Raw genomic sequence first — 24,431 nt, forward strand, 5'->3', positions numbered from 1 at the left:
ATCCTTGGGAGACCTTTCATGAGCCTTCGATACTCCATCTACCACGCGTTGCTGGCCGGGATGGCGCTAGCCGCACTCGTGGCGCCGGCCGCGGCCGAAGTTAGCTTCAAGGGGGTCCCAAGCTCGGCCGCAAACGGCGACTACAACGGCGACGGCGTCGTCGACGCGGCCGACTACACGTTCTGGCGCGACCGGCTTGGGAGCGCGACCCCCCTGCCGAACGACAACGGTCTGGGAACGCCGATCGGACAGGCCCACTACGACCTGTGGAAGACTGGCTTCGGGAGCACCGGCGGTAGCGGCAGCTCCTTCGCCTTTGAGGACGCGGCCAACTGGAACCCCAGAACGTACACAACCGCGCCGACCGTCGGCCCGGAGACCGCGCCCCCAGGCCCGGACAGCATCTGGTTCGCCGCCGGTGTGGGCCAGGACGCCACGCTGGTGTCGACGGACGAACGCACCGGCGAGAACGGCAGCCTGAAGATGGGGACGTTCGCGTTTGGCGGAGAGTCCAACTCGGTCGACACGAATGAGAAGTTTACCTGGGTGCTCAACAACAGCGTGACCCTGACCGCCAAGGAACGCAACACCACTACCGGCGAGGTCGCCAACGATCCGGGGACACGCGCCGCGCGGATCGGCCGCGACAACTTCAACCCGCTTGGCACCACGTCGGGCGGAACCACGGAAACCGCCGCGTGGGGCATTCTTCTGCAGAAGTCGGGAAGCCTGAAGTACGACACGGACGTCCCGGCAGGCTCCTCCAACCTGGATTTCTCACGGGACAAGTCCGATTCGGCGGGCGCCCTCTATGAGATCAGCGGCTCTGCCGAGCTGAACCTCGCCGGCAGGGTCCGCATCGGCGACCGCGATAGCGGCGGCGGCGTCCGCACGACCCCCGGCGCAATCTTCCGAGTCCGCGGCTCGGGCGCCACGGTCAACGTAGACGACTTCCACATCGACAGCCGCCTGGGGCTGTGGGACCACGACAACGACGTCGATTCCGACAACCCCAACGGCGTCACGCAGATCAACCTGGGCAAGTTCGTCACCGAGTTCGTGCTCGACGCCAATGGCGCTTCGAGCATTGTCGTCGCAGACAACCTGCAGCTCGGCGCCTCCGAAGACATCGATGGGAACCGCGAGTTCGGCTACGCCTTCCTACGGATCAAGCTGTCCGAGCCAACCACGGCCGGCAGCGGCGTCGTTGGATCGGGAGACGAGATCGTGCTGTTCCAGGCCGACCGGCTCTCGTCCGGCATCGACGCGGACAACGACCCGCAGAACACCGTCGAGATCGAAGAAGGCCGATTCTTTGATCCCGACCGTGCGGGACCCAACTCGAGCGGAACGACCACGCTACCGCACGGTGGGCTCTGGGACGGCGGCACGGTGCGTACCGACTACGCCGGGGCCCAGTACCAGTGGACGATCAACTACTTTGATTCGTCCGACGACGCCGTGGTGATCGACGCGGTGACCCTGAGCAACCTGAACATCGTCGGCACGCCGGGCGACCTCTCCGGCAACGGATCGTTGGGGGTCGAGGACCGCAACCTCCTGCTCGGCGCCATCGCCGCTCCGCCAAGCATCGCGATCGCCACGGCCCAGAACCTGTTCGACCTGAACGCAGACGAGGTGGTCGACAGCCTCGACCTGACGCTGTTCGACACGTACTTCCCGTTGGGCGGCGCGTTTGCCGCGTCGCAGGTTCCGGAGCCAAGCTCCGCCGCGCTGCTGTGCCTCGCCGGCCTGCTGTGGGGGGCCCGTCGGCGCGTGTGACCCAAGCGACTGCGTGTTGCGTTTGGCGGCGACACACGCGGCTCACCCGTGGGGCAGCGGGAGGGCCGTGTGTGAAGCCCGGCGGCTCCAAGGCGTCTGCGGCACAACCCACGACCACCGAGCGACTTGGCCTAGCGGCCAACCATCCTGCCTCGCTCAACGCCAAGCGATCTACACCCCCGCCAACCGCGTTGGCGCCGCCCCGAAATCACGCCCGCGAAAACTGACAAATGCGTGTCCCGACTCCGGGAGGCGCTGCCCTTGATTGAGCACGGATCACGACGATCGTCGAACGAACGGCCGACCCGCTATGACACTTCCAAGCCTTCTGATGATCGGGACCGGTGAATACACCACCGGCTTCACGCGCAACGGAGCAAGCGGGTCCGATAAATCGGCTGGCGTCGTCGCGCTCACCTGCTTTCATCTGCGGCAACGGGGGAGGCTTGGACGCCTGAGCATGGCTGGGTGCAACGGCACGAAGTTCCCCGCCATCCGTCGGCACCTGCAGAGCGTGGTCGGAGATGCGTACCGCGACCTCGCCGTCGAGTTCCAGGGCTTCCCTGCTTGCGACGTCCAAGCAAACCCGAGCGCCTACAAGGCGGCGCTAGACGGGTTGAACCCCGGAGACATCGTTACCGTATTCACGCCGGACGACACCCACTTCGAGATCGCCAGAGAAGCCGTTGAGCGCGGCATGCACGTGCTCGTCGCGAAGCCGATCGTCAAGAACCTGAAGGAGCACCTACAGCTCGCCATCGCCGCGAAACGCAGCGATGTGCTGGTCGCTATGGAGGTGCACAAGCGCTGGGACCCCATCTACGCCGACGCCCGCGACCGGATTCGCGAGCTAGGCCGGTTCAGCTTCTTCAGCTCTTACATGAGTCAACCGAAGAGCCAGCTCGGCACCTTTCGCGCCTGGGCGGGCAAGTCGAGCGACATCAGCTTCTATCTGAACGCCCATCACGTCGACTTCAATAACTGGGTCGTGGAGCACTGCGCGCGACCGACGTCGGTCGCCGCGATCGCTTCGACCGGCGTCGCTGCGTCGCAGGGGATCGGCACCGAGGACACCATCACCCTCTGCGTGGAGTGGGAAAACTTTGGGGACGGGTCCCGGGCGACAGCGCTCTACACGTCGTCTTGGATTGCGCCTCAGAGCGACGTGCACTCGCAACAGCGCTTTTTCTACATGGGGCAGAAGGGGGAGCTCAACATCGATCAGGCTCACCGCGGCTACGCCCTGGCGACCGACGGCGCCGGCTACTCCTCGCCGAACCCCCTCTTCATGAAGTATGCGCCCGACGCACACGGCCGATTCGCCGGACAGTCGGGGTACGGGTATCGCAGCATCGAGGCGTTTGTAGACGCGGTCCACCTCATCCGTGAGGGCAAAGAGACAACCGAGGACTTCAACGGCCGCCTAGCGACCATCCACGACACGGCCCAAGTGACCGCGGTGCTGGACGCGGGGCGCCGGAGCCTGGACGACGGGGGCCGTCGCTTCGCCATTGAATACGGCGCCGACGGCCGCGTGTTGCGGATTGCGCCCTCTGCCGCAGTGTCGAAAGCCGGAGGCCCGCACTGGAGCGGCAACGGCGTCCCCCCTGCCCACCCCATCGTCGCGACCGACCTCGCCACACTCGCTTCGGCTCCGGAGCGCTAGTCACGTTCAACTGGTTGGCCTCCGATCTGCTCTTAGCAATCTGGGCGACGCCATCGTCGCGGTAGACGCGTCAACGAATCTTCTTCCAACAACGTGAGTAGCGGGATGAATTGCGTCGATCCGACCCAACACGACGTGCGGCACACCGGCCCTAACTCTGCACCCACCCGCAGGGGGCCCGCCGTGGGAGGATTTTTCGGGCCACGGCGCGTGGTTCGGACCGCGCGCGACAGCGGTCGCCTGGTTGCTGGGTGCGCGGCGTTGCTGTGCGGTCTGTCGCTGGGTGGGGCCTCCGCGCAGGCGCAGCTGCCGTTCTTTCCCGGCGCGGAAGGCTACGGCGGCGCCTTTTCCGGAGTCGCCCCCGCGGCGGGCTGGCTCTCCAACGCCACCGTCTACCACGTCACCAACCTGAACGACGACGGCGCCGGCTCGTTCCGCGGCGCCTTCACGCAGAACAGCGCGAACAAGATCATCGTGTTCGATGTCGCGGGGACGATCAACATCGGCGCCAACGTCGACATCAAGAACCTCTCGAACTACTACATCGCGGGGCAGACAGCTCCCGGTCCGGTGACGATCTACGGGAACACGGTCCAGTTGACCCACAGCGGCGGCAAGGAGAACCGCAACGTCGTGCTGCGGTACCTTTCGTTCCGTAAGGGCGACGCAGACGGCAGCGACACCATCACCTTTGCCGGCGGAGGGCTGGGAACCAACCTGATCCTCGACCACGTCTCTGCGTCTTGGTCGGAAGACGAGGTCTTGTCCGTCGCCAACAACAACACCAACGTCACCGTCCAGTACTCAATGATCAACGACGCGCTGGTCAGCGGCCACGCCTACGGGTCGCTGATACGCCCGCGGATCAGCTCCGAAGTGACTTTCCACCACAACCTGTACGCCAACAACGCAAGCCGTCAGGCGCGATTCGGCACGTACAACGGCGAAACCCTCACGGCAGACTTCCGCAACAACGTGGTGTACAACTTCCGCGATCGCGCCAGCTACACTGGCGGCAGCTCCGAGGACGATCAAGAGCAAACCGACGTGAACTATGTCGGCAACTACATCGTGGCCGGGCCGGGCACGCAGGCGGCCGGCAACATCGCGTACTCGGTCGACAAGAACGTCGACACCCGCGTCTTCCAGTCGGGCAACTTCATCGACCCCGACGAGGCCCCAGGGGGCGCCCCGGCCGACGGCGTGCTGGACGGCGCCGACACCGGCTGGGGCATGTTCACTGTCAACAACCCCACCGATCAGACCTTCACACAGATGGCGTCGCCGTTTGACACGCCGGCCGTAGCCACCCAGTCGGCGCCCGACGCGTACGCGCAGGTCCGCGACTACGTGGGCAACTGGTGGTGGAACCGCGACGCGATCGATTCCCGCGTCATCGGCAACCTCGTCAACTTCACCGGCCCGCCGATCGGCGCGTCGGGGCCCAACGCGGGCGAATTGAGCGCGTTGCTGGCCGCCCCTCAAGTGAATCACCCCGCCGGTTACGACACCGACGGCGACGCCATGCCCGACGCGTGGGAGACCGCCCACGGCCTCAACCCGAACCTAGCAAGCGATTGGAACCTCGACTTCGACAACGACGGGTATATCAATCTGCTCGAGTTCATCAACGAGAAGGGCGAGTTCCCGGCCCCCACGCCGATTGTGTTCGACGGCGCCGCGAGCGGCCGCTACGCCGACATCATGAACTGGAGGACGGACGACGGGGGCGTCACCGACGGCAGCAACTGGCAGCCGTCACGTTTCGACGCCGCCGTCATCCATAGCGGCGCCGTCGTGGTCGACTCGGTAGGACAGCACGCCGGCGCCCTGCTGATCGCCCCCGATTCGTCCGACAACGCGTCGCTAAGCATCACGGCGGGTTGGCTGATGGTAGACCAGCGGATCGAGGTCGGATCGTCCTCCGGGGTGGGACGCCTCACGCTCACTCCCGGCGGGATGCTGGTGGCGCCGGTCACCGAGATCGGCGCCAGCGGAGAACTGACCGGCGAAGGCGAGCTTATCGGCGACCTCGTCAACGGAGGGCTGGTGTCGCCCGGCGACTCGCCCGGCATCTTGATGGTGGATGGCGACTACACCCAAACCGCCGGCGGCCGATTGCTGATGGAGCTCTCCTCGGAGTCGGTCTTCGACCACTTGCTCGTCGAGGGCGCCGTCTCGACCGATGGCGCGTTGGAGGTTGTCCTCTTGGAGGGCTACACTCCGAGCGAGGGAGCTGTGTTCGACCTGCTGGACTGGGTGGGCGCCAAGTCGGGCGCGTTCCAGTCGCTCCTGCTGCCTTCGCTCCCGGCGTCGCTCGCCTGGGACGTTTCACTGCTGGAGAGCCACGGCGTCCTGAGCGTCGCGGCCGCCGCCCCGCTGCTCGCCGGCGACTACAACAACGACGGCGCCGTCGACGCGGCCGACTACGCCGTGTGGCGGGACAACCTGGGCGCCCCCGCCGGCACGCTGCAGAACGACCCCAATAGCAGCGCCATCGGACAAGCACAGTACGACACGTGGAAAGCAAATTTTGGCCTACCCGCGGGCAGCGGCCAAGGCAGCGCCGCGAACACCCCGGTGCCCGAGCCCTCGGCCGGCATCCTTCTGATGATGGGAGTAGCGCTCGGGTGCACCGCAGGCCTGTCGCTCAGCAGGGGGCGGCGCGCGCGTTAACGGCGCATGGCAGCGCGGCCGTAGAAGCGCGACTTCGGTCCGGCGACTGGCGCCGCGAGGCGCATGCGACAAGACGCTGCGTCGCCTAATGCCATGCGGCCTCGGAGGGGCCCGATAGGATAACGCAACGTCTCTCTCGGCCATCAGAGGAGGAGCCACTACGCACGCACGGATGGTACCAAGCGATGAGGCTCCCTGTTTGGGCCCGCACTAGCGGCCCGCTCGCCCGGCATGGCGCCGCTTGCCCCAAGGGAACGATCCGCCGCGGGGCGTTCGAACAGCTCGAAGAACGGGCCATGCTGTCGGTCGTGCGGATCGCTTCCTGGAACACCCTCAACGGCCCCAACGACGCCGAGGGCCAGGCAGCGTTTGCGACGGTGCTGGGCGCCACCGGCGAGGCGTCCCTGGCCGGCAACGCCAGCGTCGACCTCTCGGGCTGGCTGCTGGACGACGAAGACGCCGCCAACTGGTCGCCGATCCCGGCCCGCGTCGTGCTCGCTATTGGCTTAGGTGGCGGTGTTGTTCGACAGCGCGTTCACCCTCGACGCGACGTTCCGTGCGGCGTGGCAGGCGCCGACGGCCGCACTCGTGATCGGCATCGGCTGGGGCAACCTCGCCCACTCCCCCAACGCCACTGACAAGGTGCTCTAGTTCCGCGACGCACAGGCATGCAGATCGACCTCGTGAACCCTTCGCGCCGCCCGCCCCCCAGATCGCCGTTCTCTTCAAGCGTTTCTAAAGCGATTGAGACAGAGGACCAGCAATCCGAAATCGCCAACGACGCCGATGCACTCTTTGCGCTGCTCACATCAGAAGGCCCGACTGCCTCCGCGGATTGAACCGTCGTGGAAGCTTGGTCACCGCCGCATCGTGTTCGCGAACGAGCGGTTGTGCCACAGACCTGCTTGGTTCTCTCCTGCAATGTTCCCGTTCTTGCAACCACGAGAACAAGAAACCCCGAGAGCGTCGTGGCGGGACGCGCATCGGGCTTCACCCCTGCCAGCATTCGTGCCGCTAGGCGTGGTTGTCTCATTTCGGGGCAGAAAGCGAATTGCGGCGTTTCGGCTTTGCCCTGCATACTGACGGTCGGGGAGCAGTGCTGTCGGTGCGACGGCGCCGCGCCTCCGCCGTTTGCGCCTGCCAGACGCCGTGCGTGTCCGCCGAAAGAACCGCGAGATAAGATGTCACTCCCTCGTCTGTTGATGGTCGGCACGGGCGAGTACACGACGGGCTATGTCCGCGACGGGGCGAGCGGTTCGGACAAGAGCGCAGGCGTGGTGGCGCTTACCTGCTTCGACCTGCGTGACCGGGGGCGGCTGGGTGACCTGAGCATGGCGGGCGCCAACGGCGCCAAGTTCCCCGCCATCCGCCGCCACCTGCAGGATCTGGTCGGCGACAAGTACAGCGGCCTCGACGTGTCGTTCCGCAGCTTCCCCGCGGACGACACGCCCCGCGACCCGCTGGCCTACCTGGCGGCGCTCGACGCGTTGGAGCCGGGCGACCTGGTGACGGTCTTCACGCCGGACGACACGCACTTCGAGATCGCCATGCGGGCGGTCGAGCGGGGCATGCACGTGCTGGTCGCCAAGCCGATCGTGAAGAACCTGCGGGAACACCTCCTGCTCGCGGCCGCCGCCCGCCGCCACGGGGTGCTGGTGGCGATGGAGGTGCACAAGCGATGGGACCCGCTCTACGCCGACGCCCGCGACCGCATCCGCGAGCTGGGCGCCTTCAGCTTCTTTAGCTCGTACATGAGCCAGCCGAAGAGCCAGCTCGGCACGTTCCGGGCGTGGGCGGGCAAGTCGAGCGACATCAGCTTCTACCTGAACGCGCACCACGTCGACTTCAACAACTGGGTCGTCGAGCACTGCGCGCGGCCGTTGGCGGTCTCCGCCATCGCGTCGACCGGCGTGGCGGCGGCGGCGGGGCTCGACACCGAAGACACGATCACGCTCTGCGTCGAGTGGGAGAACCTGGCGGACCGCTCCCGCGCGTCGGCCCTGTACACCTCGTCGTGGATTGCGCCGCAGAGCGACGTCCACTCGCAGCAGCGGTTCTTCTACATGGGGCACAAGGGGGAGCTGAACATCGACCAGGCCCACCGGGGCTACGCGCTGGCGACCGACACGGCGGGCTACGCCTCTCCCAACCCGCTGTTCATGAAGTACGCCCCCGACGCACGGGGGCGGTTCGCCGGCCAGCACGGCTACGGCTACCGCAGCATCGAGGCGTTCGTCGAGGCGGCCCAGGCGGTCCGCACGGGCAAAGCGGCCTGCGACGACTTCAACGGCCGCTTGGCCACGGTCCACGACACGACGCGTGTGACGGCCATCCTCGACGCCGGCCGCCGGAGCCTCGACGCCGGGGGGCAGCGGTTCGAACTCGAGTACGACGCCGCCGGGCAGGTCTGGGCCATCAACACGCCCACGCCGGCCGGCCCGGAAGGACCCCATTGGACCAGCCGCGCCCCAAGCGGTGGGAAGGCCGTGATCGGTCAGGCGTGAGGGCTGCTAGAAGGCCCGGTGGTGGACAGGGGTGTTGGCACACAACACGGGGGCCACACACCTATCTACCAGTCGCGTGGGACAAGCACACCACCCAGTCGCGACCGCGCGCAAATACAGAAGTTCGACCAGCAGAAAGGCCGAACCGCGCTTCCTCTGAGCGCGTGTTGCGATGGCGATGAGTTTGCTGGGCTGCAACATGAATGAACTCAGTTACGTTGAAACCGCTAGACGAGAAGGGCCATCTCAATGGCGGACGATGAGTTGCAGCAGAAGCCGCGCACGCGGGCCGAGCGTATGACAATCTGTCGGCCGCTCTAGCGGTGCGCATGTTGCCAGATTGTTTCAACGGTAAAGACGCCGAGGGATCGGATTGCGTAATTGGATACGCCGATTGCAGAAATGGGGACGCAATCGTAGCTACTACGACGGGCTCGTTCATTGCTGTTGCTCCCAAGCGCGAATAAAATGGCGTCTGGAGTGACATGGCTGAGGCGGCCTATCCCAGTCGAACGTCGCCCGCGCCCTAGATCGATTTCTGCTGGTGGTCTATGACAGCTAGGGGCTGTCGAGTGCTCATCGCCCGGCTTGCCCCGATCGTTCGCCTAGGCGACGGTCGAACTCTTCAACGACGTCCGGCGTTTGGTCCCCCTGCCTGCCTGCCAAGCCAACCGCCGCGTCCGGCGGTCAAGCCGCCAAGCAACTCATGGTGCGTCGCGCATGAAGCAATCAATCAACGCCGTGCGATATGCTCGGCGGGGGCGGAACCTGAGGATGGAGCCGCTAGAAGACCGACGGCTCCTCGCCCTCGCATCGCTAACAGCGGCGGCCGACACGTTCACGCGGTCTGGGGTCAACGCGGGCGGCGCATCAACGCTCGACGTGCTCGACGCAAACGGCCCGGGCGACCGGATGGCCTACGTGCGGTTCGACTTGTCGCAACTCAACATCGACGCCATCTCAAACGCGACGCTCTCGCTCTACAAAGCCGGCGGTACGCGCAACGACACCATCGTGCCCGACCGCTTTGACGTTTATGGCCTGACCAACGCCCCCGGCGCAACCCCGCAGAACTGGAGCGAGTCGACACTGGCCGAAGGGGGCCTCGGGGCCGAGTACGCCCACACCGGCGGCGACGGCGTCGACCCTTCCTTGGTGTTCAGCCTAGACCAGGAGAGCGGCGCCGCGGTAACCGAGAGCGTAACGAACGCCCAGGGCGCGCCGCAGACGATCACCGGTCAGGATTTGGTCGCTTTTCTGAACAGCCGTGTCGACGACAATGGGCTCGTCACCTTCATTACCCGGGTAGACGCGGGCGCCGTGCGGGGCTGGGGGTACTCGTCGCGTGAGGACGCCGACCCGGCGGTTCGGCCGACGCTGACCATCGAGTACGACGAGGACGCCGCGCCCCCCGCAACGCCTCAGTTCTATCGGCAGGTCGAGAAACTTAATCGCGGGGTTGTCGTGGTGCGCCCCACCTCCAACACGGCGTATGTAGGTTGGAGGATGCTGGGAGACGACCCCCAGGACGTAGCGTTCAACCTGTACCGTTCCGCAAGCAGCGGCGCCCCGGTCAAACTCAATGCGTCGCCACTCACGCAATCGACCAACTTTGTCGACTCTACCGCGAACCTGAACGTGGCCAACAGCTACTTTGTTCGCGCCGTGGTCGGGGGTCAGGAGCTCGCACCGAGCGAGTCGTACACGCTCGCAGCCGCGTCGACGGTCGAGCAGCACCTAACGATTCCGCTCCAGATCCCGGCCGGAGGGACAACCCCCAGCGGAGAGAGTTTTACCTACAACGCCAACGACGCTTCCGTGGGCGACCTCAACGGAGACGGCCAATACGAAGTGATCCTCAAGTGGGACCCATCGAACTCAAAGGACAACTCGCAGTCGGGCTACACCGGCAACACCTACGTCGACGCCTACACGCTCGAAGGCGAGCTGATGTGGCGGATCGACCTGGGGCGCAACATCCGCTCCGGCGCCCACTACACCCAGATGGCGGTCTACGATTTCGATGGCGACGGGCGTGCCGAGATTGTATTGAAGACCGCCCCGGGCACGATCGATGGCCAGGGCAACGCCGTGCTCCTGGGAGGCGACTCGGTAGCGGACGACTTTCGCAACTCAAGCGGATACGTTCTGAGCGGACCGGAGTACCTGACCGTGTTCGACGGTCTCACCGGCGCTGAGCTCGACTCCATCCCGTTCGCTCCGGTGCGAGGAAGTGTATCTGGGTGGGGCGATACTTACGGCAACCGCGTCGATCGGTTCACGGTCGGGGTCGCCTACTTCGACGGCACACGCCCCAGCGTCGTCTTCGGACGGGGCTACTACGGGCCGCAGTCGGGGCGACAGTCGCGCAACGAGGTGGCCGCATACGATTGGCGGGACGGACATTTGACCCAGCGGTGGATATTTCAGGCCGCCACCAACGGGGCGAACCCCGACTACATTGGCCAGGGGGCCCACTCACTGACCATCGGCGACGTCGACGGCGACGGCTTCGATGAAGTGATCTACGGCGCTTCGGCGATCGACCACGACGGCACGGGTCTGTACACGACCGGCTTGGGGCACGGCGACGCGCTGCACATGTCGGACATGGATCCGACGCGGCCCGGCCTTGAAGTGTTCATGGTGCACGAGTCTCGCGGCGAGTACGAGAGCGAAGGACGCGACGCGGGGGGTGAGCTCCGCGACGCAGCGACCGGCGCGTTGCTGTTCCAGATCCCCTCGAACAACGACGTCGGACGGGGCGTGGCGATGGACATCGACCCGAACCACCTCGGGTACGAGTTCTGGGCGTCCACCGACGAGGGGACGCGGATGATCTACAACGTGTCGGGCGAGGCGCTCTACGAGACCCCCGGCGGCATGATGTACAACTTTGGCGTTTGGTGGGACGGCGACCTGTCACGCGAACTTCTCGATGGGACGACCATCTCCAAGTGGAACAACCCGGGCCGCACAAACCTGGTCTCGTCTGGGAGCAGCGGGATCAACAGCACCGCAGGGCTGTCCAGCAACAATGGCACCAAGAGCACCCCAAGCCTGTCGGCCGACATCCTGGGCGACTGGCGCGAGGAAGTCATCTGGCGTCGGAGCGACAACTCTGCATTGGAAATCTGGACCACCACCATCGTGACGCAGACGCGCCTCACTACGCTGATGCACGACACGCAGTACCGCGAGGCGATCGCTTGGCAGAACGACGGGTACAACCAACCCCCCCACCCGAGTTTTTACCTCGGGGCCGGGATGCAGACGCCGCCACAGCCGCTGATCTACTTCGGCGGAGAGCTGCGGGGCGACTACAACAACGACGGGTCCGTCGATGCAGCCGACTACACCGTCTGGCGAGACTCGCTGGGGAGCGTCGGCAACCCGCCGGCCGATGGCTACCACAACGGGGTGGTGGATCAGAGCGACTACGGCGTGTGGCGAGAGAACTTCGGCGCCGTGGCGCCGGCCGCGAACGGTACCCGCGCCGCTGAGTCTGTTGCCGCCGCAGGTTTGATTACGGATCAAGCAAACGCCCCCGAGCCGCCAACGAGAGGCCTATCCCCGGTTGGCTATGCGGCTGCTCCGACGGCGGCCCCGGCTCTGGCAAGCGGAGCCGCAGGGCGAACCCAGCGGGCTCCGCTGGCCTCGGCGATGGCATCGCCTGCGCCCGACCACGCGCCGCTGTTGCTGTTGTTATCAGCAGAAGAGCAATACGCGGCGAACTCTTGCGTGTTGGCTGCCCCCATCACGCAAGACGCAGTCGACTCGTCGGATCTCGACGACGTACTGCAGTTAGTATTCGAGACTTGGGACAGCGTCGCACCGCTTGAGAGGCCCCGATGAACTACCGTCGCCATTCCGCTCTTCGCGGCCTGATCGTTCTTATCGTGCTTTGCCAGCCGCTCGTTGGCCGGGCCCAGCAACAACAGGGGGCGCTGCCCGCGTCGCCCGCTTGGCCCGAGGTAACTCAGACCGCCCGCCCTTGGACGCGTTGGTGGTGGCACGGCTCCGCGGTCGATGCGCCCAACCTCACCCGGCTGCTCGAAGCGTACCACGCCGCCGGTCTGGGTGGGGTCGAGATCACCTGCATCTACGGCGTGAAGGGGAACGAGCAGCGCAACCGCGCATACCTATCGGAAGCGTGGGTCGAGGCCGTAAAGCACACGCTCCAAGAAGCCAAACGGCTAGGGATGGGGGTCGACCTCCCCGCGGGCTCGGGCTGGCGGATGGGGGGGCCGAGTGTGCTGCCGAAGGACGCAAACTCGCGGGTCGAGATCGCTAGTGAAACAGTTGCGGCCGGCGATGCCTACACCAAACAGTTTAGCCGGTCGACGCCGCAATCCGCGTTGGCGATCAGCAAAGACGGGCGGCGGATTGACCTCTCCGATCAAATCACCGGCAGCGCCCTCGAGTGGCGGGCGCCAGACGGAGACTGGACCGTCTACACGCTCGCCTACCGTTGGTCGGGAGACCGCGTCAAGCGGCCCGGCCCCGGCGGCGAAGGGCTCAACATCAATCCGTTCTCCGCCCCTTCGGTTGAGCACTTCCTAGCCTACTTTGGCAAGACGCTCGACCAACTGCCGGGCCTCCGCGCGCAGTTCCACGACTCGTTCGAGTACGACGGCAACTGGCAGCCGGAGTTCCTGGAAGCTTTCGCTGCCCGGCGCGGCTATCGGCTCGAGGACCAACTGCCGGCCCTGGCGGGAGATGGCCCGCAGGACACGGTGGAGCGCGTCAAGAGCGACTACCGTGAGACGCTGGCAGACCTGGTGCTCGAGAACCTCGTCGAGCCGTGGGCCGCCTGGGCTCATCGCCACGGCCAGCTCGCCCGCAACCAGTCGCACGGCTCCCCCGCGAACTGGCTCGACCTTTATGCGGCCGTCGATATCCCCGAGACCGAGAGCTTCGGGCGGTTGCAGGGGGGCGACGCCGACCCGCTGGTCCTGAAGTTCGCTTCGTCGGCCGCCAACGTGGCGGGCAAGAAGCTGGTCTCTTCCGAGTCGGCCACGTGGCTCGACGAGCACTTCAACGTGACGCTCGCGCAGCTCAAGCAGATCGTCGACCGCTTGATGCTGGCGGGGGTGAACCACGTCTTCTACCACGGCACGGCCTACTCGCCTGCGGACGCCCCCTGGCCCGGTTGGCTGTTCTATGCCTCGACGCAGCTCAACCCGCAGAACCCCATCTGGCGCGACTTCCCGACGCTCAACACGTACGTCACCCGCTGCCAGTCGGTGCTGCAAGACAGCAGTCCCGACAACGACGTGCTGCTGTACTGGCCGCTGCACGACGCTTGGCACACCACGAAGGGGTTGAGGATGGAAGTGCGCGTTCACAACGGGGGCGACTGGTTCTACGGCCGGCCGTTGGGGGACGCCGCGGTGCTGTTGGACGAGCACGGCTACGCGTTCGACTATGTGTCCGACCGCGGGCTGGCGAGCTGCGCAGCGCGCGGCCGGCGCATCAAGGCGCCGGGCGGAACGTATTCCGCGGTTGTCGTGCCCCGCGCCCAGCACATGCCGTTGGCGACGCTGATGCGTCTCGCCGAGTTGGCAGACGGGGGAGCGACCGTGCTGTTTTGGGGCGGTCTGCCGACCAGCCAGCCCGGCATGGCGGGCGCCCAGCCGAACGCCGAATGGGACGCCGTGTCGCAGAAGATCCGCGCGCTTGCGGCAAAGGGCCGCGTACGTATTGGCGACGACGTGCCAGCGATGCTCCGGGCGGCCGGGGTTCGCAATGAACATCAACTCCGAGACCTCGGCCTCGTCTTTTTGCGGAAGAAGTGGAACGGCAGTTCGGTTTACTTTCTCAGGAACAAGCGAGACACGCGATTCGATGGCTGGGCGCCGTTGGCGGCGTCGTTTACTTCGGCCGCAATCATGGACCCCATGTCGGGGAAGGTCGGCTTAGCGCAGGTTCAAGGCACTGCAAAGAGGGGTTCCTCGCTACGTTTACAACTGGCGGCCGGTCAATCGGTTCTCGTCTGCGCCAGCAACAATGATCTCAAAACGGATGAATGGCCCTACCGACAGCCGGCAGGCGCATCGTCGACGCTCGCTGGGCCTTGGCGGGTGAGGTTTCTCACGGGGGGACCCAACCTTCCTGAAGGATTCGAGTCCGATGGTCCGAAGCCTTGGACCGAGGCCCCCGACCAATCCGCTCAGAGCTTTGCGGGCACGGTAAGTTACGCTGCTTCATTCGATGCGCCCCAGAGTGCTGGCCCGAGAATCCTACTCGACCTGGGTGAAGTCCTCGGCAGCGCCCGCGTGCGGGTAAATGGCGAAGAAGTCGCCACGCTGATAGCGCCGCCGTTTGAGGTCGAGCTGAACGAGCTTCTGCCAAGAGGAAACAAGCTGGAAGTGGAGGTAACCGGCGTGGCCGCGAATCGAATCCGCGACCTCGACCGACGCGGCGTCGTGTGGCGGGTGTTTGAGGACATCAATCTGGTGAACATCGACTACAAGCCGTTTGACGCCTCGGTCTGGCCGGTCCGCCCACTGGGGCTCACCGGCCCGGTGACGCTTACCCCATTGCGAGCGACGCAGCAGTGACGGGCGCCGGGTCGCCGTCGCTAGCGGTCGACTGGCGCTTCGTTCTGCAACCGGATCGCCTCGCCGTCACCCACCAGCCGGATGTTGGGGGCCGGGGGCGTGTTCATGCCGTCTCCCAGGTAGAAGCCCGGGTAGCAGGGCCGGTTGTAGACCACGTTCTGCCACACCAGCCCCAGTCGGTATTGGGGGTCGTGCAGCAAGGTCCTCAAGCGGATGTCGGTGGGGATTGTCGTGGTGTAGAGCCGCAGGGCGTTGCCGTCCGGAGCAGTGAGCAGCAGCTCTTCCCGCCAGTCGCCGATCAGGTCGCCCGCCAGGTTTGGTCGCCCCGTAGACGACACGCCGTTGAGCTCTGCGAGTGGTCGATCTTGCTTAGAACTCCAATCCCACTTGAACACTTGGGTCGGCCAGCCATCGGCCCGATCGCCCCCCCGTCGCCCCGGTCCGCCACGCCACGCCGGACGCCCAACGGCCAGCAGCTCGCGCAGCGGGTCGCCGTCCCACCAGAGTGACCACCCGCCGGCGCGCGGCGCGGGGCCAATCGATTTTCCGTCCGAGTCTCGCAGCCCCCCTGGCCCACCCCACGCTTCGAACCCGCGGTGCGTGGGGTCGATGTCGGCAGCCATCCCGCCCCCTACGTCCACCGTCGGGCTGTGGCTCCAGAGGATCTTGCCGGTCCGCGCGTCGCGCATCGCGGCGCCCGGGGTTTGGAACTGCTCGGCGTGCTCTTCGTTCTCTTGCACCGAGAAGACCTCCATCCCGGGGCGGTCGGGGTACATGTCGGTGATAAACATCGCGTCCCCATGACGCAGTCCGGTGGAGTAGAGCCCCCGCCCGTCGTCGTCGACCACCATCGCCTGGTAGACGATCTCGTCCTTGCCGTCGTCGTCGACGTCGGCCACAGAAAGGGAGTGTCCCCCCATGCCCGAGTAAGGAGAGGCGTCTGTGTACGGGGCGCGGCCGACGCCCGTGTCGAACGTCCAGCGGAGGGTCAGCTCGCCGTCCCGCCAGTCCCAAGCGGCCATCACGATCCGTCCATAGACCCCGCGGCACATCACCACGCTGGGACGTTGGCCGTCGACGTAGGCCACGCACGCCAGGAAGCGGTCGCAGCGGTTTCCGTAGCTGTCGTTGCCGGCGTTGCCGCCGATCCCCCCCCAGCCGTTGATCGGGTCGCGTCCCGGCACGTAGCCCACCGTCTTGAGCGCGGCGCCGGTCCGCCCGTCGAAGATCGTGAAGTACTCCGGTCCGTCGAGCACGCGTCCGTCCCGCTGTGACCCCGGCTGCAGGGTGCGCCAGTCTTTCTCACCGTCGCCGATCACTACCCCCACGCCGTCGGTGGCGCCGTCGGCCGTCTTGCAAGCCACTTCTGCGCGGCCGTCGCCGTCCAGGTCGTACACCATGAACTGCGTGTAGTGCTCTCCCTCGCGGATGTTCCTGCCCAGGTCGATGCGCCACAGCCGCGTGCCGTCGAGCCGGTACGCGTCGAGGACCGGGGTCCCCGTCACGCCCGTCGATCCGTTGTCGCGACCCCGCGAGGACTGGTGCAGCACGACGTCGAGCCGCCCGTCGCCGTCGAGGTCGGCCGCTGAGGCGTCACCCGGTCGGTACCCGGCGATGGGGTCGATGGGGATCTCTAGGAACCCTTGCTGCCAGACCGCCACCGCTTTGCAGGGCGCTAGCTCGCGGCCATCGAGCACCGGCCGCACTGCGTAGGACAACGACGCGTCGTTGGGGGCAGCTGCGTCGACCAGGTTGGTGGCGCCCGCTACCGGCCCGTCGTTGACGCGTTGGGCGTCGCCCCCGCTGGTCTGCCGATACACGTTGAACGCCACCCCTTCGGGGTCGGTCCCCAGCAGCCGCCAACCAACGTAGACGCCCGCGTTGGGTTGACGGACCGCCACGACCCCGCGCGTCAGGTTCTCCATCTGACGCTGCGCGCCGACGGGCGTCGGCGCTAGCGCCAAGAGGATCAGAAGCGCAATGTGCCGGCGTTGCATAACGACTGACTCGGGGGAACGGGGGGAAGCGCTGCCGCCGCGGGGCTGGTCGCTGCCTCACTTCTTCTCGTCCAGCTCCAGCACCAGCACCGACCGCGGCGGCGCCTCGACCACAAGCTCCCCGTCTGCCAGCGAAGCCCCGTCAAACTCCCGGGGCGTGAGCCGGTCGGGCGACTCGAACGTGTTGTGCGCGTCGAGCCGCTGGGCGGTGAGCACCCTCCCACGCACGGCGCCCGCGTCGACCCCGGAGAGCCGGCAGCGGAGCTTCACCGGCGCCTTGGCGTCGACGTTCACGATCGATACGTGCACCTTGCCGGCGTCGTCCCGCGACGCCGAGACGCTCAGCGCCGGCATCGACTCGCCCCCAAAAGCGTAGTCGGGCGACGTGAGTTCGAGCGGGAGCCGCGTGGCGTCGTGGTGGACCTTGAACATCTCGAACACGTGGTAGGTGGGGGTGCGGAGCATCTTGTCCCCCTCGGTGAGGATCATGGCCTGCAGCACGTTCACCACCTGGGCGATGTTGGCCATGTGGATGCGGTCGTTGTGCTCGTGGAACATGTGCAACGACATCCCCGCCAGCAGCGCGTCGCGCAGCGAGTTCTGCTGGTAGAGGCCGTAGTCGGGCGCGCCGGGCTCCGTGCGGTACCAGGCGCCCCACTCGTCGACGAACAGGCCGATCCGTTTCTTGGGGTCGACGCGGTCCATCTCTTCCTCGGTCACGCGGATAGCGTGCTCGATGCCCAGCGACTCTTTGAGGATCGCGAACCACTTCTCTTCCCCGAAGCCGGTGGCCGGGAGCTTGTCGCCCCACGGCGCGGCGAGCGTGTACTGGTGCAGCGAAAGCCCCTGCGTCCGCCCCCCTACCCGCTGCATCACCACGCGGCTCCAGTTGCGGTCCGCCCCGTTCGGGCCGCAGGCGATCCGCACCAGGCGGTTGCCGCTGTACTCGTGGCAGAAGGTGGCGTACCGGCGGTATAGGTCGCTGTAGTACTCGGGCGTCATCTGGCCGCCGCAGCCCCAGTTCTCGTTCCCGATCCCGAAGTATTTCACTTTCCACGGCTTCTCGCGGCCGTTGGCGCGGCGGAGGTTGGCAAGCTGGCTGTCGCCATCGAACGTCATGTACTCGATCCAGTCCCGCATCTCCTCGGGCGTGCCGCTCCCCACGTTGCCGGCGATGTACGGGTCGGCGCCCAGCAGCTCGCACAGGTCGAGGAACTCGTGCGTGCCGAACGCGTTCGTGTCGATCACCTTGCCCCAGTGCAGGTTGACCCGCTTGGGCCGCTGGTCCAGCGGCCCGATGCCGTCGCGCCAGTGGTAGTCGTCCGCGAAGCAGCCGCCGGGCCAGCGGAGGTTCGGGATGTCGATCGCCTTGAGCGCCTCGACGATGTCGGTGCGGTAGCCATGCGTGTTGGGGACCGCGGAGTCTTCCCCCACCCAGATGCCGTCGTAGATGCACCGACCGAGGTGCTCGGCGAAGTGTCCGTACAGGTGGCGGCTGATCTTGCCGCCGTCTTGATCGCCGTGGATCTCCCCGACCGCGTCGCCGGCCCGCACGCCGCTGGCGACGCAAAGCGCGAGCAGCCCGGCCAGACACAGGGTGGATCGATGAATCAAAGGAGAACGAGGGTCTCTTGCGATTGACATGGGTGGTCTCGTAACTCAGTGGAGCAAACAACAGGGCAACTTTCCCGCAGAGCCGAAGGCGCGGGGCCCTCGCGGTTCGACGAGTGCTTCACACTATATCCCAGCCGGTTCACTACCGACCGTGTCGCTGAGTCGCGCCTGCATGACGCACGTTCTCGCGATGCCGTCGTCGCCCCTTGTTTTCCCTGCCGCGGCGGCGGTCGGCCCCGCGCGCGTCGGCCGTGGCGGGACCGAAAAGAAGGCCGCTTTGCAAGCGTGGCGCGCACGCGCCTGTACCACGGCGCCGCAGCCAACGACCGGTCGACCGCGCCGCCGACCCGCTCGTCGGGTTTTGTCCTTTTGTCCCATGCCCCGATTGGTTTTTTGGCCTCATGGCTGCTTGAGTCGCGGGCGCCCTGCTTGCGCCGCAACGACTTACGACGACGCTCGGGGGGCGTCGGCCGCTCGGCAGCGGACAAAACGACCCGCAGAGCGGACACCAGCCCCCCTCTAGCGGACACCTCAGGGACAAAATCCTGCGCCCCCTCCGGCCGCGGGGTGTGCGCGCAGCGTCCCCGCACGGCCCCCGGCAAGAGAGGTCGGAATCGCTGCTGATTATCGCGGCGAGGGTGGCTAAAAGCGAGGCAAAACCGCCAACAAACGCCCCGTCATCGTGAGCGGTAGGACGGGACCGGCGCTAGGCCGCGCCGGCAGACGCGCGGCGGTCGGCGGCGGCCGCGTCGCGGCTGCGGCTGAAGGGGATCCCGAAGCCGATCAACGTGCCGACGGCGATCATCACCAGCGTGATCGGCTTGAGCTGACGCCAATGGGCCAAGAAGAACCCGAAACTCCCGTCCGCCACAAACGGCGCGAAACGCCATTCGGCGAACAGCCCAAGCCCGAGCGCCAGCACCCCGCAGACAACGCCCAGGTACCCGGACCGCGACTGAAACAGCCCCGCCCCGCACCCCAGCAGCCCGCCCGGCAGCACCAGCCCGTAAAACCCCTGGCCCGCAAGCCAGAAGAACCCGGCATAGCCCAAAGCGCCGCCGACGAGGGCGCCGAGCAGAACGAGGCAGTCTTGCTTCCATCGCATGGGGGGCGCCTCGTTTTTTCTCTACTGGAAGGGCTTGGTGTCGTGAAATAGAACGTCACCGCCGGAAACCCGAGCCGTCGGCCGCAGCAACTACCAGAGCGGCAAACAATCTGATCACGACCCCCCCGCCGGCGCCACTCATGTCTCGTCGGCGTCTGAGGCGGAACCGAGGTTTGTGCTGTGCGGCGTCGATACGCGGACGCGACGCCACCCGCAGGCGCCAAGATAGACGTTCGTTGCGCCAAAGACGAGCACCAAGAACGCGACAAGGCCGCGGTCGATCGGTTCGGGCGACACGTAGACTTCGCCCAGGCCGCTCACGAGGCCGAAGAGCATTAGGGCCGCCAGAAGCAGATTGCAGACGCCCAGTAGTCGTTTCAACCCCGACCTCTGGCGATACCAGCAGAGCCATTCGGCGACCGCGTAGGCGCCCACCGGCGGCACGGTGAGGACAGCACTAACGAACGCATAGGGGTCGTCGCCAGCCGCGATCGCGCTGGCGCTAGCGGCAAGAATCAAGAGCGCGGTGACAAAGTTGATGGCCAGCAGCAGCGTGTCGATCAACGCACGGCCGGGGGTCGGGTTGCGCGTGCCCGAGCCGACCGGCGCCTGGTCGGGAGAGGCGTCTTGGACCATGGCCGCCTGTCAGAAGGGGATGCCGGCAGCGCGCCCGCGCGCCCCTCAGGCGCTCTCGCAGAGCGGGATGATGGGGCTGGTCGATTCTACTAGCTGCTTGATCGTCACCCCTTTGAACGCCTTCTCGACCGCGGCGTACGCCTTGTCCAACTCGGCGTGCAGTGGGCAGAGCGCCTTGTGCGTCTTCAGGCCGAGCGGGCAGGAGCGGATGCGCTGGACCGGCGAGACCGCGTTGACCACGTCTAGGATCGTCAGCTTGCCTGTCGGCTTGCTCAGCTCGTACCCCCCCCCGGGGCCGGGGCGCGAACGCACCAGGCCGGCGCCCGCCAGCTCTTGCAGCACGCGTGTCAGGTAGCGCCGCGGCACCTTGGTTTGCTCTGCCAGGTGGTCTGCCGACACAGGCGACTCCGGCTGGCTCCCCATGCACGCAACAGCCCGCAAGGCGTACTCGGCTGTCTTGGAAAGCATGGTTTTGAGCCTCTTGGTACTAGCACGTCGGCCGCAGGCATGGGGCACGCCGGCCGCGGGCATGGGGGCCCGCCCGTCTATTCTACACCCGGCGATGCAGCAATTCAGCATAGGCGCCCGCCCCGGCGCCGACAACCGCAAAGCGGCGGGGTCGGCCGGCGGAGGCGAGGGAAAAATCCGCTGCAACGTGCACGTTGACGTGCAGGTTGCGATTGTATACCTTTGCGTACACATTGCAGGCCCCTCCATTATCCGCCCCGCAGCCCACTCCCCCACCCGCCCCCAAGAGAGAACCTCGATGCTGAGCGACAAGACGATCCAGATCATCAAGGAGATCACCCCCGCCGTGGCGGCCAACGCCGAGGCGATCACCGTGCGGTTCTACGAGCGCATGTTCGCCGGGAACCCCGAGGTCAAGGTCTTCTTCAACCAGGCGCACCAGCACAGCGGCGGCCAACAGCGGGCGCTCGCCGGGGCGATCTGCGCCTACTTCACCCACATCGACAACCTCGAGGTCTTGCTGCCGGCGGTCGAGCTGATCGCCCAGAAGCACTGCTCGTTGGGCATCCAGCCAGAACACTACCCGATCGTCGGCAAGCACCTGCTGGACGCCATCGGCGACGTGATGGGGGACGCGGCCACGCCGGAGATTGTCGAAGCAGTGGCCGAGGCCTACGGCCTGCTGGCCGAGGTTTGCATCGGGCGTGAGAAAGACATCTACCAGCAGCAGGCGGCGGCCGAGGGGGGCTGGAACGGCTTCCGCGACTTTGTCGTCGACCGCAAGGTCGCCGAGAGCGAGATCGTGACCTCCTTCTACCTGAAGCCGGCCGACGGCGGCGCGTTGGCGGCCTTCGCGCCGGGCCAGTACATCACGGTCCGCCTCGAACACCCCACCACGCCGACCTCCCCGCGGAACTACAGCCTGTCCGACAACCCGGGCAACGGCCACTACCGGATCACGGTCAAGCGAGAGCCGGCCCTGGCGGCCGAGGCCCCCGGCGGTCTGATCTCGAACTACCTGCACGACCACGTGAACATCGGCGACACGATCCAGGTCGGCCCCCCTTGCGGCGAGTTCACCATCGACCCGAGCGAAGCGAACCCGCAGCCAATCGTGTTCATCGCCGGGGGCATCGGGGTGACCCCGCTGCTGTCGATGGCCAAGAGCCTGGTGGCCGCGAAGACGCCGGCGCCGATCTACTTCCTGCAGGCGGCCCGGAACAGCGCCGTGCACGCCCTGGCGGGGGAGGTCCGCGGCCTGGCCGGCAGCGGTTGCGACGTGAAGACCCAGGTGGTGTACGACGCCCCGCTGGAGGGCGACCTGAACTCCGGCAAGTGCGACGGCCACGGGTTGGTGACGGCCGAGCTGCTGCGTTCTTGGGCGCCCATCGCCGAGGCGCGGTTCTACTTCTGCGGACCGAGCCCGTTCATGGCGTCGGTCGCCGACAGCCTGAAAGAGCTGGGGGTGGACGACTCGCGGGTCAACTACGAGTTCTTCGGCCCCAAGCAGCAGTTGCAGACCGTCGCCGCGTAACGCCAGGCCGCCAGCCAAACAAGTTCCTCTACCTCAAAGGGAGCCCCCTATGCAAACGATCGACCCCCAAGCCACCGTGGGCGAGCTCGTGCGAGCCGTCCCCGGCCGCGCACGCGTGTTTGAGTCGCTGAAGATTGACTACTGCTGCGGCGGCAAGGTGCCGCTGGCCGAGGCGTGCGCCAAGATGCAAGTCGCCCCCGAGGCGGTGCTGGACGCGCTCGGCCAAGTCGATGGGGCGGAGCGGACGCCGCTGGTAGACGCGGACTGCATGGGCCTGACCGAGCTGGCCGACCACATCGAGCAGACGCACCACGCCTACCTGCGCGAAGAACTGCCGCGGCTCGACTTCTTGACCGAGAAGGTCTCCCGCGTGCACGGCGACAAGGACCCCCGCCTGGCGACGGTGCGCGAGGCCTTCCTGGCGCTCAAGAACGAGCTCGAGCCCCACATGATGAAAGAAGAGGTCATCCTCTTCCCGCTAATCCGCGAGCTGGAAGCGTCCGCCGACCAACCGCAGCAGCACGGCTGCGGCGTCGCGGGGCCGATCCGACAGATGGAGCACGAGCACGACCTCGCCGGCGACGCGCTAGCGATCTTGCGCGAAGCGACCGACGGATTTGCGCCGCCGGAGTGGGCCTGCAACACCTATCGCGCCATGCTGGACTCGCTCGACCAGCTCGAAGCAGACATGCATCAACACATCCACAAGGAGAACAACGTGCTGTTCCCCAAGGCGCTGGCGATGGGCGCCTAACGCCCTCGGTAGGGAAGCCTAAGAGGGACGGTCCGCGGGCATGCGGTTGCGGACGATCTTGGTCGTGGGGTCTCCCGGCATGATCGTGTCGCACCACACGTCGTTCTCGAAGCGGTACTGCACCTGGATCGCCTGGGCGGCGCCCGCGGCGAACGCCTGCTTGGCGTCGGCCAGCGTGGCCGCCGCGTCGCCCGTGGTGGTGCGTAGCTGCACGTGCAGGACCTCGGCGCCGTCGCGCAGGTCGTCGAACAACTGCTCTACCAGGTCGGCGGGCCACTCGGCCTGCAAGAGCTCTGGGATGGCGTCGTCGTCGCTGCTCATGTCACCTTACGGGGTAGGCCGGATGAACGCGGGCATCAGCAGGATAGCATTCTCTGGCGCCGGGCAAACGTAGCGGCACACACCGCAGCCGGCGCAGGCCGCTTCGTTGACGGTCGGCTTGCCGTGGGCGACGGCGATCGCCCCCTCCACGGGGCAGCGCTCGCTGCACGTGGTGCAGGTGGTGCCGTGGTGGGCCAGGCAGAGGTGCTCGGTCACCTTGGCGGTCCCCATGACAACCGGGACCGCGCGGGTCAGCACACCCGGCTCACACGCAGCGATGCAGGGCAGGTCCTCGCACATCAGGCACGCCGCGACGTCGGGCTCGATGACCGGCGTGCCGGCAACCGACCCCAGACGCTGGGGCGCCTTGCGGATCGCTTGGTAGGGGCAGGCCGTGATGCAGTCGCCGCAGCGGGTGCAGCCGGCCAGGAAGCGGCCTTCTTCGATGGCGCCCGGGGGCCGGAACACCGGGATCGACCGCGACCGCGGGAGGCCTGCGAGGTTGCTCGCCGGGACGGGCTCGATCGCGATGCCGCCAATGCTCTTGGGCGCCGGCCGGTCGGATGCCTCCGCCTTGGGGTACCGCATCACCAGCGGCGGGAACTCGGGGGGCCGGACGAGCTTCCAGAACTTCCCCTGGATAAAGTCGCGGCGGCCGCGTGAGGGCCTGGTTGGGGCGAACAGACGCCCGAAAAACACAACCGGCAACCGGAGGGCGACCGCGATCCAGCGGAGGGGCGCCGAGCCGCGGGGTCGCTCCGCGGCGGCCCTGCCCTCCGACCCGCCGCGTTGGCTCGACCTGTTGTCCATC

The 24,431-nt window shown here is 66.8% G+C and carries 16 protein-coding genes; 9 read left to right on the forward strand and 7 right to left on the reverse strand.

Annotated elements, in window-relative coordinates:
- The first annotated feature begins 18 nt into the window (after window positions 1-18).
- The 7 genes from Pla175_RS15650 to Pla175_RS15680 all read left to right on the forward strand — a co-directional run bounded on the left by Pla175_RS15650 (window position 19) and on the right by Pla175_RS15680 (window position 15,191).
- Window positions 19-1,782 (forward strand): PEP-CTERM sorting domain-containing protein, encoded by a 1,764-nt coding sequence (locus Pla175_RS15650; RefSeq protein WP_197526887.1) that lies wholly within the window; start codon window positions 19-21, stop codon window positions 1,780-1,782.
- Between the two features lie 310 nt (window positions 1,783-2,092).
- Window positions 2,093-3,448 (forward strand): Gfo/Idh/MocA family protein, encoded by a 1,356-nt coding sequence (locus Pla175_RS15655; protein WP_145286955.1) that lies wholly within the window; start codon window positions 2,093-2,095, stop codon window positions 3,446-3,448.
- Window positions 3,449-3,658: 210 nt separating this feature from the next.
- A complete protein-coding gene (locus Pla175_RS15660; protein ID WP_145286957.1) occupies window positions 3,659-6,124 on the forward strand; it encodes a hypothetical protein in 2,466 nt (821 codons plus the stop codon).
- 185 nt (window positions 6,125-6,309) lie between these two features.
- Window positions 6,310-6,762: a hypothetical protein gene (locus tag Pla175_RS15665; RefSeq protein ID WP_145286959.1), complete on the forward strand. Its 453-nt coding sequence runs from the start codon at window positions 6,310-6,312 to the stop codon at window positions 6,760-6,762.
- Window positions 6,763-7,305: 543 nt separating this feature from the next.
- Complete coding sequence (locus tag Pla175_RS15670) at window positions 7,306-8,628, forward strand: Gfo/Idh/MocA family protein (RefSeq protein ID WP_145286961.1); 1,323 nt, start codon at window positions 7,306-7,308, stop codon at window positions 8,626-8,628.
- A gap of 720 nt (window positions 8,629-9,348) precedes the next feature.
- Window positions 9,349-12,483 carry a rhamnogalacturonan lyase family protein gene (locus Pla175_RS15675; RefSeq protein WP_145286963.1) on the forward strand — a complete coding sequence of 1,045 codons (3,135 nt, stop codon included), beginning with the start codon at window positions 9,349-9,351 and terminating at the stop codon, window positions 12,481-12,483.
- On the forward strand, window positions 12,480-15,191 hold the full coding sequence (locus Pla175_RS15680; RefSeq protein WP_145286966.1) for a glycosyl hydrolase: 2,712 nt from the start codon (window positions 12,480-12,482) through the stop codon (window positions 15,189-15,191). The genes Pla175_RS15675 and Pla175_RS15680 overlap by 4 nt, the downstream gene beginning before the upstream one ends.
- Window positions 15,192-15,211: 20 nt before the next feature.
- Here Pla175_RS15680 and Pla175_RS15685 read toward each other — a convergent pair whose 3' ends face one another.
- The 5 genes from Pla175_RS15685 to Pla175_RS15705 all read right to left on the reverse strand — a co-directional run bounded on the left by Pla175_RS15685 (window position 15,212) and on the right by Pla175_RS15705 (window position 21,011).
- Window positions 15,212-17,188 (reverse strand): rhamnogalacturonan lyase, encoded by a 1,977-nt coding sequence (locus tag Pla175_RS15685; RefSeq protein ID WP_145286970.1) that lies wholly within the window; start codon window positions 17,186-17,188, stop codon window positions 15,212-15,214.
- Between the two features lie 57 nt (window positions 17,189-17,245).
- The gene (locus Pla175_RS15690; RefSeq protein WP_197526889.1) at window positions 17,246-18,802 is read right to left on the reverse strand and encodes an alpha-N-arabinofuranosidase; all 1,557 of its coding nucleotides are present in this window, start codon (window positions 18,800-18,802) and stop codon (window positions 17,246-17,248) included.
- 706 nt (window positions 18,803-19,508) lie between these two features.
- Window positions 19,509-19,907, reverse strand: a complete 399-nt coding sequence (locus Pla175_RS15695; RefSeq protein ID WP_145286976.1) for a hypothetical protein — start codon at window positions 19,905-19,907, stop codon at window positions 19,509-19,511.
- 138 nt (window positions 19,908-20,045) lie between these two features.
- The gene (locus Pla175_RS15700) at window positions 20,046-20,543 is read right to left on the reverse strand and encodes a hypothetical protein (RefSeq protein WP_145286979.1); all 498 of its coding nucleotides are present in this window, start codon (window positions 20,541-20,543) and stop codon (window positions 20,046-20,048) included.
- Window positions 20,544-20,588: 45 nt separating this feature from the next.
- Window positions 20,589-21,011, reverse strand: coding sequence for an RrF2 family transcriptional regulator (locus Pla175_RS15705; RefSeq protein WP_145286982.1), 423 nt, complete (start codon window positions 21,009-21,011; stop codon window positions 20,589-20,591).
- Between the two features lie 298 nt (window positions 21,012-21,309).
- Between Pla175_RS15705 and hmpA the strand changes: the two genes are divergently transcribed.
- Together hmpA and ric are read left to right on the forward strand one after the other, a co-directional pair.
- The gene (gene hmpA / locus Pla175_RS15710; protein WP_145286985.1) at window positions 21,310-22,545 is read left to right on the forward strand and encodes an NO-inducible flavohemoprotein; all 1,236 of its coding nucleotides are present in this window, start codon (window positions 21,310-21,312) and stop codon (window positions 22,543-22,545) included.
- Window positions 22,546-22,594: 49 nt separating this feature from the next.
- Window positions 22,595-23,299: an iron-sulfur cluster repair di-iron protein gene (gene ric, locus Pla175_RS15715; RefSeq protein ID WP_145286988.1), complete on the forward strand. Its 705-nt coding sequence runs from the start codon at window positions 22,595-22,597 to the stop codon at window positions 23,297-23,299.
- Between the two features lie 18 nt (window positions 23,300-23,317).
- On the opposite strand, the gene Pla175_RS15720 is transcribed toward ric, so the two are convergent.
- Complete coding sequence (locus Pla175_RS15720) at window positions 23,318-23,620, reverse strand: hypothetical protein (protein WP_145286991.1); 303 nt, start codon at window positions 23,618-23,620, stop codon at window positions 23,318-23,320.
- Between the two features lie 6 nt (window positions 23,621-23,626).
- Window positions 23,627-24,430 carry a 4Fe-4S dicluster domain-containing protein gene (locus Pla175_RS15725; RefSeq protein WP_145286994.1) on the reverse strand — a complete coding sequence of 268 codons (804 nt, stop codon included), beginning with the start codon at window positions 24,428-24,430 and terminating at the stop codon, window positions 23,627-23,629.
- Window position 24,431 lies beyond the last annotated feature (1 nt).

Source organism: Pirellulimonas nuda, assembly GCF_007750855.1.
GTDB lineage: Bacteria > Planctomycetota > Planctomycetia > Pirellulales > Lacipirellulaceae > Pirellulimonas > Pirellulimonas nuda.